The sequence below is a fragment of the Nocardia yamanashiensis NBRC 100130 genome, from assembly GCF_001613325.1.
Lineage (GTDB): Bacteria > Actinomycetota > Actinomycetes > Mycobacteriales > Mycobacteriaceae > Nocardia > Nocardia yamanashiensis.
In genome coordinates this window covers 75,129-90,108 of sequence record NZ_BDCD01000021.1, presented here as the reverse complement: position 1 = coordinate 90,108, position 14,980 = coordinate 75,129, and the positions used below count along the sequence as shown (strand labels likewise).

At 68.4% G+C, this 14,980-nt stretch carries 17 protein-coding genes; 14 read left to right on the top strand and 3 right to left on the bottom strand.

The annotated features are described in order from the left end of the window. Positions 1-153: 153 nt before the first annotated feature. The 8 genes from NY1_RS24725 to NY1_RS24690 all read left to right on the top strand — a co-directional run bounded on the left by NY1_RS24725 (position 154) and on the right by NY1_RS24690 (position 5,206). Positions 154-792: a DUF6474 family protein gene (locus NY1_RS24725; RefSeq protein ID WP_067717968.1), complete on the top strand. Its 639-nt coding sequence runs from the start codon at positions 154-156 to the stop codon at positions 790-792. Positions 793-949: 157 nt separating this feature from the next. Beyond that, positions 950-1,450: a hypothetical protein gene (locus tag NY1_RS24720; RefSeq protein WP_067717965.1), complete on the top strand. Its 501-nt coding sequence runs from the start codon at positions 950-952 to the stop codon at positions 1,448-1,450. A 46-nt stretch (positions 1,451-1,496) separates the two neighbouring features. Next, on the top strand, positions 1,497-2,150 hold the full coding sequence (locus NY1_RS24715; protein WP_067717962.1) for a YcnI family copper-binding membrane protein: 654 nt from the start codon (positions 1,497-1,499) through the stop codon (positions 2,148-2,150). Beyond that, complete coding sequence (locus tag NY1_RS24710) at positions 2,147-2,683, top strand: copper resistance CopC family protein (protein ID WP_067717961.1); 537 nt, start codon at positions 2,147-2,149, stop codon at positions 2,681-2,683. Before NY1_RS24715 ends, NY1_RS24710 begins: the two co-directional genes overlap by 4 nt. Then, complete coding sequence (locus NY1_RS24705; RefSeq protein WP_084535300.1) at positions 2,680-3,642, top strand: CopD family protein; 963 nt, start codon at positions 2,680-2,682, stop codon at positions 3,640-3,642. The genes NY1_RS24710 and NY1_RS24705 overlap by 4 nt, the downstream gene beginning before the upstream one ends. An 82-nt stretch (positions 3,643-3,724) precedes the next feature. Next, positions 3,725-4,186 carry an SRPBCC family protein gene (locus tag NY1_RS24700; protein ID WP_067717958.1) on the top strand — a complete coding sequence of 154 codons (462 nt, stop codon included), beginning with the start codon at positions 3,725-3,727 and terminating at the stop codon, positions 4,184-4,186. A gap of 71 nt (positions 4,187-4,257) precedes the next feature. Then, complete coding sequence (locus NY1_RS24695; RefSeq protein ID WP_067717955.1) at positions 4,258-4,638, top strand: DUF5313 family protein; 381 nt, start codon at positions 4,258-4,260, stop codon at positions 4,636-4,638. A gap of 97 nt (positions 4,639-4,735) precedes the next feature. After that, on the top strand, positions 4,736-5,206 hold the full coding sequence (locus NY1_RS24690; protein WP_067717953.1) for a DUF1707 and DUF4190 domain-containing protein: 471 nt from the start codon (positions 4,736-4,738) through the stop codon (positions 5,204-5,206). Here the strand turns inward: NY1_RS24690 and NY1_RS24685 are convergent. Continuing rightward, positions 5,199-7,421 carry a serine/threonine-protein kinase gene (locus NY1_RS24685; protein WP_067717950.1) on the bottom strand — a complete coding sequence of 741 codons (2,223 nt, stop codon included), beginning with the start codon at positions 7,419-7,421 and terminating at the stop codon, positions 5,199-5,201. The genes NY1_RS24690 and NY1_RS24685 overlap by 8 nt on opposite strands. A gap of 135 nt (positions 7,422-7,556) precedes the next feature. On the opposite strand from NY1_RS24685, the gene NY1_RS24680 reads away from it, so the two are divergent. Further along, positions 7,557-8,063 (top strand): nitroreductase/quinone reductase family protein, encoded by a 507-nt coding sequence (locus NY1_RS24680; RefSeq protein ID WP_067717948.1) that lies wholly within the window; start codon positions 7,557-7,559, stop codon positions 8,061-8,063. A 4-nt stretch (positions 8,064-8,067) separates the two neighbouring features. After that, positions 8,068-8,556 (top strand): ribonuclease E activity regulator RraA, encoded by a 489-nt coding sequence (gene rraA, locus NY1_RS24675; RefSeq protein ID WP_067717945.1) that lies wholly within the window; start codon positions 8,068-8,070, stop codon positions 8,554-8,556. Between the two features lie 200 nt (positions 8,557-8,756). On the opposite strand, the gene NY1_RS24670 is transcribed toward rraA, so the two are convergent. Further along, positions 8,757-8,978, bottom strand: coding sequence for an RNA-binding S4 domain-containing protein (locus NY1_RS24670; protein ID WP_067717944.1), 222 nt, complete (start codon positions 8,976-8,978; stop codon positions 8,757-8,759). A gap of 130 nt (positions 8,979-9,108) precedes the next feature. On the opposite strand from NY1_RS24670, the gene lysX reads away from it, so the two are divergent. The 4 genes from lysX to NY1_RS24650 all read left to right on the top strand — a co-directional run bounded on the left by lysX (position 9,109) and on the right by NY1_RS24650 (position 13,853). Next, positions 9,109-12,438 carry a bifunctional lysylphosphatidylglycerol synthetase/lysine--tRNA ligase LysX gene (lysX, locus tag NY1_RS24665; RefSeq protein ID WP_067718341.1) on the top strand — a complete coding sequence of 1,110 codons (3,330 nt, stop codon included), beginning with the start codon at positions 9,109-9,111 and terminating at the stop codon, positions 12,436-12,438. Between the two features lie 114 nt (positions 12,439-12,552). Further along, on the top strand, positions 12,553-12,771 hold the full coding sequence (locus NY1_RS24660; RefSeq protein ID WP_067717940.1) for a hypothetical protein: 219 nt from the start codon (positions 12,553-12,555) through the stop codon (positions 12,769-12,771). A 51-nt stretch (positions 12,772-12,822) separates the two neighbouring features. Next, positions 12,823-13,440 carry a histidine phosphatase family protein gene (locus tag NY1_RS24655; RefSeq protein WP_067717937.1) on the top strand — a complete coding sequence of 206 codons (618 nt, stop codon included), beginning with the start codon at positions 12,823-12,825 and terminating at the stop codon, positions 13,438-13,440. A 128-nt stretch (positions 13,441-13,568) separates the two neighbouring features. Then, positions 13,569-13,853, top strand: a complete 285-nt coding sequence (locus tag NY1_RS24650) for a hypothetical protein (protein ID WP_067717934.1) — start codon at positions 13,569-13,571, stop codon at positions 13,851-13,853. 129 nt (positions 13,854-13,982) lie between these two features. Here NY1_RS24650 and NY1_RS24645 read toward each other — a convergent pair whose 3' ends face one another. Next, positions 13,983-14,879 carry a cutinase family protein gene (locus NY1_RS24645; protein WP_084535298.1) on the bottom strand — a complete coding sequence of 299 codons (897 nt, stop codon included), beginning with the start codon at positions 14,877-14,879 and terminating at the stop codon, positions 13,983-13,985. Positions 14,880-14,980 lie beyond the last annotated feature (101 nt).

Below are 14,980 nucleotides of genomic sequence, written 5' to 3'. Positions count from 1 at the left end.
GAAAAGGTGGCACGAAGCCGCGTCGAAACCGCCGGGTGCGGGCGGCCCGTGACGGGCAACGGTTAAGGTGATCGGCAAACTGTGTTTCATGGGCGGACAGGCATTCCCCCGGCCCTGTGCTGCCATGGCGAACCAGCATGACGGAGGCCATCAATGGGGTTGTTCACCAAGCGCAAGAAGCGGGTCAGCCGCCGAGCCGAGGCGAAAGCCCTCAAGCACAAGGCCGGTATGGAGGCCAAGCTCGGGGCGCGCAACGAGCGCAAGCGGAATCGGGCCGAGTCGCGGACCCAGGCCCGGGTGGCGAAGGCGGAGATCGCCAAATTGCAGGCCGAGGAGAAGGCGGCGCTGAAGCTGGCCGCCAAGGCGGAGCGGGATCCGTTCAGTGTGGCCTCGGTGCGCAAGTACCTGAGCGTGGCGCGGATTCTGGTGCCGGTGCTGGCGCCGCTCGCCTACCGGGGCGCGACCATCGTGCGCGGGCAGCTGGACCAGCGGCGGGCCCAGCAGCTGGGTATCGGCGTGAACCAGCTGGGCGACTTCTCCGGACCGGGCGCGAAGCTGCAGGCCCGCCTGACCAATGTGGAAGCCACGCTGGCCGAGGTGGAGAAGAAGAACTCCGACGCGGACACCAAGAAGTTCGCCACCGCCACCCGCGATCGCCTGGACAGCCTGGCCGCCGCGACCCGCACCGCCGCGCAGATGCCGGTGCAGCGCCGTCGCGCCGTGCACGCCTCCATCTCCAACGAGCTGTCGGGCATCGAATCCGACGTACTCGCGCGTCTCGGCGTGAACTGAGTTTCCGATGCACCGCCGCGCGTCCGCCCTCGGCCGGGGAACCGTCCCCGCAACCGGCGGTCCGCGTGTGCGCTCGACGGAGGCATCCCCCCGTCATTTCGAGGGGAATCGAGGCGGGAGCGATCGAACCGATTGGCTCCGTGGTGGTTTGACCGGAGTGCTGACAGCCGCCGTGGCGATCGCGGCGCACGGATCGGCGGGCGGCGGGCTACCCGGCTCGACCGGTGCGACGCTGCTATTGCTCGCGGCGGGTGTGATCGGGGTGCTGGCCTCGAACTTGCCGCGGGCGACCTCGCGCATCGCGCTGCCGGCGCTCATGGCGGTGGGGCAGCCGGTGTGCCATGTGGCGCTGAGCGGGCTGGCGCACGGCGGGCACGGTGCGGAGCCCGGCGGATTCGCTTCCGGCAGTGCCGAACTCGTCTCGGACGGGGCGATGGCGGCGGCGCATATGGTGGCCGCGATCGCCTGTGCGTTGCTGATCCTGACCGCCGAGCGGCTTTACGGGCTTGTCTCGCAGGCGATCCGGGTGGTGTGCGCCCGGCCGGGCGCGCTGCCGGTCCAGGTGTCGGTGACCGCGTGGACGGGTCCGCGCATCACATTGAAGGACCTGCTCACGGCGGGTGCGGCGGGGCCGCGCGCACCCCCGGTCACGGTGTGAGTTCCGCATTCACCCGTAAACCTTTGTGAGAAAAGGCCATTCATTCATGTACACCTCTATTTCGCGTGCGCTCACCGCGAGCGGCGCGGTCGTGGGTCTGACGCTGCTCGGCGCGGGCGTCGCATCCGCGCACGTGACCGTGGACGCGCCCGGCGCGGCGCAGGGCGGATACACCGTCGCCACCTTCAAGGTGCCGACCGAATCGAATACCGCGTCGACCACGAAACTGACCGTGGCGGTGCCGAATCTGAAGAGCATCCGCACCGAGCCGATGGCCGGTTGGTCGGAGAAGATCGATCGCAACGACAAGGGCGAGGCGGTGTCGGTGACCTGGGCCGTGGAGCCCGGGAACGCGGGCGTGGCGCCCGGCCAGTTCCAGCGGTTCGTGCTGTCGCTGGGCCCGCTGCCCAAGCAGGAGAAGCTGAGCTTCCCCGCCACCCAGACCTACAGTGACGGCAAGGTCGTGGAGTGGAATCAGCCGGAGAACTCCGACGGTTCCGAGCCCGAGCATCCCGCTCCCGCACTGTCTTTGGGCGAGGCCAAGGGCGACGCCGACGATCACAGCATCGCCGGGGCGGGCAAGGATGCCGACGCCGGCACCGACACCACCGCCCGCTGGCTCGGCGGCATCGGCCTGGCGCTGGGCGCGCTGGGCGCGGCGCTGGGTCTGGGCAGCGTGATCCGGGGTCGCCGGTCATGATGCGCAAGATCTTCGCCGGTGTGCTCACCGGCCTGCTGGTCACCGTGCTCGCCCTGCTCAGCGGCGGTGTCGCGAACGCGCATTCGGCCGCCATCGCGTCCTCGCCCGAGGACGGGGCCAAGATCGACGCCTCGCCCGCGCGGGTGACCGTCACCTTCAACGAGGACCTGCAGGCCTCGTTCCCGTCCATGACGGTGACCGGCCCGGACGGCAATCTGTGGTCCAAGGGCCAGCCGAAGGTGGAGGGCGCCACGGTCAGCGTCGAGGTGGGCGAACTGGGCCCGGCCGGCGAATACAAGATCGCCTACCGGGTGACGTCCGCCGACGGCCATCCGGTGAAGGGCACCCGCTCCTTCACGCTCACCAAGGCCGGCAACGGCACCCCCGGCGCCAAGGCCGACAGCTCGGCCAAATCCGGCGATTCCGATAACGGCGGCGTCCCGCTGTGGGTGTTCATCGCGGGCGCGGTGGTGCTGTTCGGCGGCGGTCTGGCGTTCGCACTGCTGGGCGGCCGGGGTAAGCAGCGTAAGTGAACCGGTCCGACCGCACCGATCGCCGCGACCGCGGGGCGACCGGCGACAGTAGAACGAGATGGCTACTGCTGCTGGTCGTTCCGTGCGGCCTGCTCGGCGCGCTGCTGGCCTGGATCCTCGCCGCGAACGACCCGGTGCAGCCCGAGGCCACCGCCCGGGTCTTCGCCGATTGCGCGGGCGCGACGGTGCTCGGCCTGGCCGCGCTCCCCCGCCTGCGCGATCGCCTCGACACGCCGTGGCGGCTGCTGACCGTGCTGGCGGGCCTGTGGGCGGCAATGGAATTCAGCATGCTGGTGCTGGAAGCCGCCGAAGTGCAGGGCGTTCCGGTGCGGCAGCTGAGCGCCGATCGCTTCGGCGAGTACCTGACCGATGTGAGCGGCGGCCAGATCGGTATCGCACTGCTGGTCGGCTGCGGTGCGGTGGCGATGTACAGCGCGTTCGGTTTCCGGAATCCGGAGCGCGCCACCGCGGATCTGGTGCTGGTGTTCACGGCGGTGACCATCGCGCTGCGGCCCATCACCGGGCATCTGTCGCAGCAGTTCCTCGGTTCGGTGCTGGGCGCGGTGCACGCGCTGGCGGCCTCGCTGTGGTTCGGGGCGCTGCTGGCGCTGGCGCTGGTGGTGCGCACCCGCGGCGAATGGGCGGTGCTGCTGCCGCGCTATTCGGGGTGGGCGCTGCCGCTCGCGGCCACCGTCACGGTGACCGGGTTGATCGACGGCCTGGTCCGGATCGGCGGGCTCGCACCGCTTTTCGACACCGGCTACGGCCGCATCCTGCTGGCGAAGACGGTGCTGCTGGCGGCGCTGCTGGGGCTGGGCTGGTGGTGGCGGCGCACCTGGGTGCCGCTGGCGACGGACCATCGAATGGACGCGGCGGGCTCGCTGCGGCGGTCGATTTTCGAAGTGCTGGCGATGGCGGTAGTCTTCGGGTTGGCCGCGACTCTGGCGGTCACGGCGTGATTCCGGCCCGTTCGGGCCATGTCATAGATGGCATGCATCACAAGAACTGCGACGAAAACTAGAACACGTTACAGTCGTGCCCATGACCGAAGTCAAGATCGTCGCGGATTGCGCCGCCTCGGCGGAATCCGCCTTCGCCTATGTCAACGATTACCGGCACCTGCCGCGCTTCATCAATGAGATCAGCGCATTCGAACCGCTCACCGAGCAGACCGAAGGCGTGGACGCCACCTTCGACGGCACCATCGGCCTCGGCCCGATCACGCTGCATTCGACCATCAAAATCGTGCGGCACGAACCGGGTAAAGCCATTGCCGTGAAGTCCATCAAGGGCTTCGAGATCGAATCCACCTTCCTGTTCCACGACCGGGGCGAGAACTCCTGCACCATCGACGCCATCGTCGATTACCGGGTGCCGGGCGGCATCGCGGGCAAACTGCTCGGCAAGACCATCGAGCCGTTCGTGAAATTGGCCGTGAAGAGCTCCACCCACAATCTGACCACCCAGGTCGCCGCCTTCCACGCCGAGCGCGAGAACGCCTGACCGCCCGGGGTCGCCAAAGCCGCCGGCCCCCTGAGTTGCCCTCGCACTCCCCCGCCGAGGATCCTGGGCACATGCCCGAACGCAGCACCCCGAACCCGGCCCAGCGGCTCGGCTACATCTGCGGCCGGACCCTGCCGCCCGCCATGCACGACTGGGTGCTGAACGATCTGACCGGCCCCGGTGCGACCCGGCGCTACATGTTGCGGATCCTGATCCCGATCATTCCGGTGCTCTGCGTCTTCCTGCTCGTCCCCGGCCCGAAATGGGTGGGCCTGGCCATGATGGCGCTGCTCTACCTGCCGCTCATCTATTTCACCGCGGCGCTCACCTACGTCTTCCGCCGCAATCGGCTCATCAAGCACGGCCTCGATCCGGCCCTCGCCGACGCCGACCGCCGCGCCCGCGAGAACGCCGACCGGCAGGCCTACGAACAGCGGCACGGACGCGCCTGAGGGAACGCTGTGGTTCCGGTCTCCATCCGGGCACACCGGCATTTCCGGGAATACGCTCGTAGGCAGCAGGATTCGGCACGGTTCGACGGGGAGCCCCATGCAACCTCACTGGGCAGGCGAGCATTTCCTCGCGAGTGACGCGGATCGGGAACGCACGGTCGAGGCACTCAAACAGAATTTCCAAGCCGGGCGGATCGGGGTGGACGAATTGTCCGAACGCATCGGACAGGCGCTCGCCGCACGGACTTTCGCGGATCTGGATATCGCCATGCGCGGGCTGCCGTCCATCCGGGCGAACATTCCGGTGTATCCGAATATGCCGGGGTATCCGGCGGCGCCGATGTTCTATCAACCGCCGCAGGCCAAACGGCAACGCGGTATGGGGATCACCGCGTTCGTGCTCAGCCTGTTCGGGGTGATCTGCGGTATCACCGCGGTGCCGGCGGTGGTGCTGGGATTGGTCGCGCTGGCCATCGATTCCGAACGCGACGACAAGGGGTTCGCGGTCGCCGGGGTGGCGGTCGGGATCATGTGGGCGGGGATCTTCGGGTTCTGGTTCCTCAGTTGAGCGGGGTGGACAGCGCGCGTTCGAAAGCGCGCAGATCCGCCTCCAATTGCCGGAACAGCCAATAGTTCCCGATGAAACCGAGCACGCCGAGCAGGCACAGCCAGCGGATCGGGGCCAGTACCAGCGACACCTCCTGCGAGTTCAGGAACATCAGGCTGACCACCACGCCGATCAATGGAATGGCCGCGGCGACAGCGAGATACAGGGTGCAGCGGCGGCCCAGAGCGCGCAGGGCCCGGCCGTCGTCGGCGGTCTCCCCGTGCGAGAGCAGCCGCGGATAGAAGCAGCGCACCACCGCGAAAGTCACCAGGAAGAACGGATACGCCGTGGCGATGGCGCCCGCGACCAGCAGCGTGGCGGTCAGATTCACGATGCGGTCGGCGGGCAGATCGGTGAGGACGATCAGGGCGATGGTGGACACGATCGCCGAGACCACCCACCACAGGAAGGCCAGCAGCGCCACCCGGTCGCCGTTGATCAGGGTGTCCCGGCGCGCCACGGCGAGGGCTTCCGGTTCGTAGGCACGGCCCTTGCGCAGGCCGCGCCAGACCAGGAACGCCTTGCGGCACAGATAGTTCGTGAGCGCGACCGCGGCCGGGGTGCTGATCAAGCCGAGCCACAGTCCGACCACCTGCAACTGCGCGTGTACTTCGGGCGTGAACCAGAGCGTGAACAGCGGGCCGTTGTGCAGGTTGGCGTACAGGATGCCGAGATAGTCGCCGATGAAGGTGGCGGCGGTGACCAGCAGGATCAGCGACCAGGGGCCGACGCGGGCGCGCAGGCTGCCGCTGGGCGGATCCACCAGATCGCGGGCGCGGTGGTCCAGGCACAGGTCCAGCTGCTGGGCCAGCGCCGCGCCGGTGGCCCAGCGGTCCTCACGCTGCGGGGCAAGGCATTTCAGCAGCACGCGGCGCAGGGTGGGCGGGGTGTCGGGCGGCAGTTCGGCCAGATGGCGCGGATCGACCTGGTGGCGGCGCAGGCGCAGCATGCGCTCCAGCGAGGATTCCGAATCGCCCGCGCGGGATTCGTCGTCGAAAGGGCGGCGGCCGGTGAGCAATTCCCACAGCACCACCCCGAGGGCGTAGATATCGCTGCGGCCGTCCAGCTGCTCGGCGGTGTCGGGCAGGCCGGGATGGCAGGCGGCCAGTTGCTCGGGCGACATGTAGGCCAGTGAGCCGCCGAAGTAGGCGAGCGGGCTGGTACCGGCCACGTGCAGGCTGAAACTGATATTGAAATCGGCGAGTTTCGGGATGCCGTCGGCGGTGAGCAGCACGTTCGCGGGTTTGATATCGCGATGCAGGACGCCGTTGGCGGCGGCGTAGTCCAGGGCGCGGGCCAGCCGGCTGCCCAGCCAGGCAACGGTTTCCGGCCAGGTGCGGGCGCGCATGGCGGTGCGGGTGGCCGATTCGCTGGGCACCAGGCCGCCCTTGTCGCGCATGGCGGCGTCGACCGCGTCCAGCAGCAGGCCGCCGTCGCGCTGCTCGGGCGGGCGCTCGCGGACCAGGCTCAGCACCTTCGACAGCGTGCCGCCGGGCAGGTACTGCATGTACATGAGCTTGAGTTCGCGGTCGGCCATCAGGCGCTGGTCGAAGACGCGGACGATGTTCTCGTGATCCAGCTGGGCCAGGGTCTCGGATTCGGTGCCGTGATTCTGCGAGATCTTCACCGCCACCAGGCGCTGCATGGAGCGCTGGCGGGCCAGGAAGACGCGGGCGAAGGCGCCGGCGCCCAGTTCCACCAGCAGATCGAAATCGTCCACCCGATCGCCGACCTCGATGCCGTCCAAGGCTTCCCGGGCCGCGGGGCGGGCGATCAGGGTGCTGCGGTAGTCGCGTTCGCCCCAGGCCGCGGTCGGGCCGGCCTCGGTCGGATAGCCGCTCTGGTCGATGCCGCGGCCGGAGCGGCGCAGGGCGTGGAACTCCTCGTAGGCCAGATCGAGCGGGAGCGGGCCGGAACGCAATTCGTCGAATTCCAGGCGGTATTCGGCCAGGCGTTTGGGGAAGTCGTAGCGGATCCAGCGGTATTCCAGATCCACCTTGATCAGCTCGATCAGGCACAGGCGGCGCAGTTCCGGGGTCGCCTCCGGCAGGAAGCGGACCAGGTCGGGCGGGGCGGCGGCCTGCTCCCAGGCGGCGGTGAAGCGGGCCGCTACGGCGGTGAGCAGGGATCGGGTCTCGTCGACCGCGCCCGAATCCACGGCTGGATCGACACTCATGAACTCCCCCCGATCGCCTAGCGGGTAATCGCCAGTATGCGCCGGGTTTCCGGAGCACACCGCCGAATCATTCGTCCCCTGTAGATCGTCGAGCGGCCCGGCAACGTATCGGGAACCCCGGTAAGTTACTCGGACATGAGTGAGCAGTTTCCGGACCGCATCTGGGGTTCGCGCACGGGAATCCTTAACCGCCTTGCCAGTTCGTTCGCCGCGAGCAAATTCGGCTCGCTGGTGGTCCGCAAGCTCACCCCACTGGATCGCCGGGTGCTCGAGCGCACCGCCGGCAAATACACCGTGCTCGGGCCGATCGGCGCGCCACTGATCCTGCTCACCACCACCGGGCGCAAATCCGGGCAGCCGCGGACCACTCCCCTGCTGTACGTGCACGACGGGGACACGCTGTACGTGATCGGCAGCAATTTCGGCCAGGCGCATCATCCGGCGTGGACCGGGAACCTGCTGGCCGACCCGCACGGTGAGGTGACCATCGCCGGGGAGCGGATTCCGGTGACGGCGACGCTCATCACCGATGAGGAGCGCAAGCGGGAGATCTTCGCGCGGTTCGAGGAGACCACCGAGGCGTACACGGCCTACCGCAATCGCACCACGCGCGACTTGCGCATTTTCGCCCTGACAAGATGATCTCGTGACCGAATCAGCAAACGTTGTGGCGACTGCCGACCTAGCCGATGAGATCGGCCCTGAGATCCGCAGCTGCGATACCCAGTTCATTCAATTCGGCGGTGTGGAGGCTTTCGCGGGCCGCATCGTGACGATCCGTTGCTTCCAGGACAATCTCCTGGTCAAGCAGACCCTCGGCGAGCCCGGCGCAGGGCGCGTGCTCGTCGTCGACGGCGGTGCCAGCGTGCACACCGCCCTGGTCGGCGACATCATCGCGGGCCGCGGCGTGGACAACGGCTGGGCCGGAGTCGTGGTGAACGGAGCCGTCCGCGACTCCGCGATCCTGCGCACCCTGCCAATCGGCATCAAGGCGCTGGGCACCAACCCCCGCAAGTCCACCCAGACCGGAACCGGCGACAAGGACGTGCCCGTCGAATTCGGCGGCATCACCTTCGTCCCCGGGGACATGCTCTACAGCGACTCCGACGGCGTCGTGGTGCGAGCCGAGAGTTAGACAACTCTCGTAACTCTCAGGGGCAAGCCCCTGAAACCCCATGGAAAGAGGGGCCGGCGCTCCGGGCAGCCTCCGAACCCACGGGGTTGCGGGGCGGACGGGCTTCGGCAGCACGCTTGCGGGCGAGCCGCGGAACTCTCGCCGACGGCCCGGTTTCCGCTGGGTTCGGGGGGTTCGGGGGCTTGCCCCCGAGAAACCCTTTATCCGGCGGAGACGCGGGCTTTGTGGCCGGCGAGGGTGACGATGTCTCCGGTTTGTAGCTGGCGGCCGCGACGGAGTTCTACTTCGTCGTTCACTCGGACCAGTCCTTCGGCGATGACGGTCTTGGCTTCCGCACCGGAATCGATGAGGTTCGCCAGTTTCAGGAACTGGCCGAGTCGAATTACATCGTCCGCGATCGGGACATCGATTGGCTCCGACATGGGTACATCCTCACCCGCGGGTCGCGAGAGACCAAATAGGGGCCCCGCAACCGGTCGGTAGACATACGCCACGCGGACACGAACAGGGTTCTGAGTGCACATGGGCGGCGGCAACATTCACACTGGTGCGGTGACTTCGACGCAGGACCGGCAACACCAGGACATCGAGCCCAGATCGGGCGCGCGAGAATCCGAGGTGCCGCATCGCGGACACGGGCGCTTCAGCGAGGTGCCGCATATCGCGGGCCTGGTCCTGGGCGTGTTCGCCACCTTCTGCGCACTGTGGAGCATCTCGCCGGGCCTGCGGTATCTGACCGCGGGACTGCGGCACTACGTCGACACCTACTACTTCGACGCGCCCGACACCTCGCTGGTGTGGGCGCTGGTGGTGGGCCTGCTCGCGGGCGCGACCGCCAGCCGCAAACGCATCGCCTGGTGGCTGCTGCTCGGCTACATGGCGGCGTACGCACTCGCCAACGCCCTCGACTTCGCCTCCGAAGGCGATACCAGCGCCCTGATGGCCCTGGTCGTGCACCTGCTGGTGATCGGCCTGCTGCTGGCCTCCTGGTCCGAGTTCTACACCCACGTGCAACGCGGCGCGGTGTGGCGGGCGCTGGGCGTGCTGGCCGGCGGCCTGGCGCTGGGCTGCCTGCTCGGCTGGGGACTGGTCGAACTGTTCCCCGGCAGCCTGCCCGGCGGCGCGCAACGACCGCTGTGGGCGGTCTCCCGGGTCACCGCCGCCATCCTGGTCAGCAACGACGACTTCGACGGGCATCCGCCGCATCCGGTGAACCTGCTGCTCGGCCTGTTCGGCGCCCTCGCGCTGCTGGCCGCGGTGATCGTGCTGTTCCGTTCGCAGCGGGCCTCCAACGCGCTCACCGGCATCGACGAATCCGCGCTGCGCGGCCTGATCGCCCGCTCCGACGTCGAGGACTCGCTCGCCTACTTCGCCACCCGCCGCGACAAGGCGGTGGTGTTCGCGCCCAGCGGCAAGGCCGCCGTCACCTATCGCGTGGAGATGGGCGTGTGCCTGGCCTCCGGCGACCCGATCGGCATGAAGGAGGCGTGGCCGCACGCCATCGACGCCTGGCTGCGGCTGGCAGACCAGTACGGCTGGGCCCCGGCCGTGATGGGCGCCAGCGAGATCGGCGCCACCGCCTACCGCCGCGCCGGCCTGTCCGCGCTGCGCCTGGGCGACGAGGCCATTCTGGAAACCCGCACCTTCTCCCTGGCCGGACCCGAGATGAAACAGGTCCGCCAGGCCGCCAACCGCCTTGCCAAACAGGGCATCTCGGTGCGGGTGCGGCGGCACAAGGAGCTCGAACCGGAGGAGATGCGCGAGGTCATGCGCCGCGCCGACGCCTGGCGCGACACCGAGACCGAACGCGGCTTCTCCATGGCGCTGGGCCGGCTCGGCGATCCGCTGGACGGCGACTGCCTGCTGGTCGAGGCGGTCGATTCCGGCGGCCGGGTGCTGGGCATGCTGTCGCTGGTCCCGTGGGGCCGCACCGGCGTCTCGCTGGATCTCATGCGCCGCGACCGCACCAGCCCCAACGGCATCATGGAATTGATGATCTCGCGGCTGGCGCTCACCTCCGAGCAGTACGGCATCACGCGAATCTCGTTGAACTTCGCGGTCTTCCGCTCGGTCTTCGAAGAGGGCGGCCGGATCGGCGCGGGCCCGGTGCTGCGGCTGTGGCGCGGCGTGCTCATGTTCTTCTCGCGCTGGTACCAGCTGGAAGCCCTGTACCGCTCCAATGTGAAATACCAGCCGGATTGGGTGCCGCGCTTCTCGATGTTCGAGGACCGCCGCCACCTGGTGCGGGTCGCCACCGCCAGCGCCATCGCCGAAGGCTTCCTGCCCCGCATCGGCAAGGAACCCGACGCCACCGCGCACACCGGCGTCCGCTCCTCGGTGCCCGACACCATGACCGGACTGCACGCCGACGGCAGCCTGCCCGACCTGCCGCCGGAGGAACTCGAGGAATCCGGCCCGCGCCGCCCCGAACAGGTGCGGGTGCGCATGGACAAGCTGGAGAAACTGAACGACGCGGGCATCGACGCCTACCCGGTCGCCTATCCCCCCACCCACACCGTCGCCGGGGCGCGCCGCGCACCGCAGGGCACCACGGTGCGAGTCTGCGGGCGGCTGTTGCGGATTCGCGATTACGGCGGCGTCGTGTTCGCCGTGGTGCGGGACTGGTCCGGGGAGATCCAGCTGGTCATCGACCGCGAACGGGTCGGGGCGAAGCGCAGCGACGAATTCCACGAGTTCTTCGATCTGGGCGATCTCATCGAGGTGAGCGGTCAGATCGGGCGCAGCCGCCGCGGCGAATTGTCTTTACTGGCCGCGGATTGGCGCATGCTCGGCAAGTGCCTGCACCCGCTGCCGGACAAGTGGAAGGGTCTGGCCGACCCGGAAGCCAAAGTGCGGCAACGCTACGTCGACATGGCCATCAACACCGATATCCGCGAGGTGATGGCCAAGCGCAGCGCCGTGGTGCGCTCCCTGCGCGACACCTTGCACGGCTGGGGCTTCCTGGAGGTGGAAACCCCGGTGCTGCAACAGGTCCACGGCGGCGCCAACGCCCTCCCGTTCACCACCCACATCAATGCCTACGATCTCGACCTCTACCTACGCATCGCGCCGGAACTGTATTTGAAGCGGCTGTGTGTGGGCGGGATGGAGAAGGTCTTCGAACTGGGCCGGGTGTTCCGCAACGAAGGCGTCGACTACAGCCACAATCCCGAGTTCACGATTCTGGAAGCCTATGAGGCGCACAGTGATTACGAGCGCATGATGCACGCCTGCCGCCAGCTCATCCAGGAGGCGGCGCTGGCGGCCAACGGCAAGATGGTGGCGCTGCGCACCGCCGAGGACGGCACCGTCACCGAGGTGGACATCTCCGGCGAATGGGCGGTCAAGACCGTGCACGGGGCGGTGTCGGAGAAACTGGGCGAGACCATCACCCCGGAGACCGGCGAGGACCGGCTGCGGGTGCTGTGCGACAAGGCCGGGGTGCCTTGCCAATTGGGCTGGGACGCCGGGCAGATCGTGCTGGAGATGTACGAGCACCTGGTGGAGGCGACCACCGAGGAGCCCACCTTCTACATCGACTTCCCCACCTCGGTGTCGCCGCTGACCCGCGCGCACCGGCATATCGCGGGCGTCACCGAACGCTGGGATCTGGTGGCCTGGGGCGTCGAACTCGCCACCGCCTACAGCGAATTGACCGATCCGGTCGAACAGCGGCGGCGGCTCACCGAGCAGTCCATGCTGGCGGCCGGCGGCGATCCGGAGGCGATGGAACTGGACGAGGACTTCCTGCAGGCCCTCGAACACGCCATGCCGCCGACCGGTGGGCTCGGCGTGGGCGTGGACCGGGTGGTCATGCTGATCACCGGCCGCAGCATTCGCGAGACGCTGCCCTTCCCGTTGGTGAAGCCGCGCAACACCTAGGGGTGAGAGTTCGCCACCTCGTAAAGAAGTTGTGCCGCAATACAGAACCGGCGGCTAACCTTTAAGACGGCCCCGGGAGGAGGCCGTCTTGCCGCTCGACCGATGGGGTTAACCATGTACCTGGAACTGATGTCCCAAGCCAACCTGCTGGACCACACCGTCTGGGCGAACCCCGACACCTGGACCACCGCCATGGAGTACACGGCGAAGAAGTCGAGCAAGAAGAAGGGCGGCAGTTTCTGGATCTTCGCCGCCGTCTGCTGCATCGGCATCGTCGCGCTGATCCTCGGCATCGTGTACCTGATGCAGAACAAGAAGAAGAACCAGGGCTGACGGGCCCGACCCGCCGCGCCAACTGATGGCACGGTGCGGCACAGTGGTGACGTGCAGTTGATCCTCGTTCGCCATGCCCAGCCGCGTCGTGTCACGGATGCCTCCGGCCCGGCCGACCCGGATCTCACCGAGATCGGATCCGAACAGGCCGGGCGGGTGCCGGCCGCGCTCGCCCACCACGCCATCGCGCGCGTGGTGAGCAGCCCGCAGCTGCGCGCCCGCGAAACCGCGCGACCCACCGCAGAAAAGCTGGGCCTGGACATCGAGGTGCTCGACGATCTCGCCGAGTACGACCGCGACCTGCCCGCCTACATTCCGATCGAGGACGCGCAGCGCGATTTCCAGGAGGTGTACGCGCGCATCAAGGCCGGGTACATTCCCGAGCCGATCGATGCCGGCGCGTTCACCACGCGCGTGCTGACCACGGTCGCCGAGATCGTGGCCGCCGCCGACCACACCGAGACCGTGGTCGTCTTCGCGCACGGCGGCGTGATCAATGTGCTGCTGCAGGACGTGCTCGGGCTGGCCCGGCCGCTGACTTTCCCGATCGACTACTGCTCGATCACCCGGATCCTGTACTCGCGCACCGGGACGCGCACCGCGGCCACCATCAACGAGAACGGGCACGTCTGGGACCTGCTGCCCCGCAATCGGGCGCCGCGCAGCTGAGCAGGCCGATCCGGCCTCCCAGCCAATTCCCAGCGCGATCGAACGACGTTCTCAGCGCCGGGTTCTTCGATGGGAACTCGTGAGCCCCTCCCCCCTCGCGGCTCACTCCCACGGAGAAAGGTTTCACGTTGAACACCATCTCGAAGCAGTCCCGGATCCGTCGCCTGACCGCCAGACTGACCGTCGCGGGTGCGCTCACCGCGATTCCGGTCGCGCTCATCGCGATTCCCGCCTCGGCCGCCACCCCCGACGATCCGGCGGCCATCGCCCCGGTCAGCGCGCCGGACTGGAACAACGCGCACGGCGGGCGGCCGCACGACGGCGACCATCACCGGCGCGACGGCGGACCGCGCAACAACAACCCGCTCCCGGGCCCTGGCGTGCTCCCGCCCACCGGCTCCTTCGGTAGCTGATCCCCAGGAATGCCGAGGGCCGCTCTCCATTCGGAGAGCGGCCCGGAGGTGCTTTCGCGAAGCTGCCCCTGCGAAAAGGGGTTTCAGGGGAAGCCCCTGAAACCCCTTTCGAACCTGAGTCCGTCGCGACTACGCGTTGGTCGCGATCCAGTTGTGCATCCAGGTGAGCGCGGTCTGCCCGCCGCCGACCGGGTAACTGCCGTAGCTGGTGTGCTTGCCGGTCTTGAAGAACTGGTCGAACTGCTTGACCCGCTCCTCGTTCGCGCCCTCGCTCAGCTGCGCCTGCAGGGTCGCAATACCGCCCTGAGCCATCAGGTCATTGATGATCGACCCGACCTCGAGCTGGTAGCGCCACAGGTTGAGCGGGTTCGGGTTGGAGGTCTGCGCCAGGAAACCCGCGAACCGGGTGATGAAATCGCTTTCCTCGGTGGAGCAGTAGAGGTCGCCGACGACGCACACGGTGCGCACCTTGTCGGCGACGAAACCGAAGCCGCCCATGCGCGCGCCGCCCGCACCCGCGCCGGGCGCGAACGGACCGACCTGGATGTCGCTGGGCGAACGCCGCGGATCGGAGATCAGCGCGACGGCGGCGATGCGATCCGGCGGCACCACGCCGAGGCCGGTGCCGATCTCGGCGGCGAGATCACCGGCGGCGTCGGCGCCCTGGCTGTAGCCGGTGATGGCGATCTTCGTCGAGCCGCAGCGGGCCGCGAAGTTCTGCACCGCGGCCCGGGCGTGCGTGAGCGCCTCGTTCTTGGAGGCGCCGTAAACGTCGCCCTCCCACGGGAATGCGGTCGCGGCGTAGGTGACGTACTCGACCTCGCCGGGTAGGCCATTGGTGACGGTCGACAACATGCCGGGCTGCGGCGTCTTGTCGTGACCGGTTTCCCAGGTGCCGGGGACTGCCACCGTGTAAAGCGACGGGCACCCCGGGTCCGCTGTAACGGGGCCGCTGCCGAGAACGACTCCCGACATGAGCACACTCGCCGCTGCCCCCGCAGCGGCGACAATATTCTTCAACCGCATACTGCTCCACTTCACACATGCCTGCCCGGGACCATCTTCTGTCCCAGTCCTCATCATGGTGATATCGCCTCGTGACCTCAGGGTGCACGCTGGGTTAACGC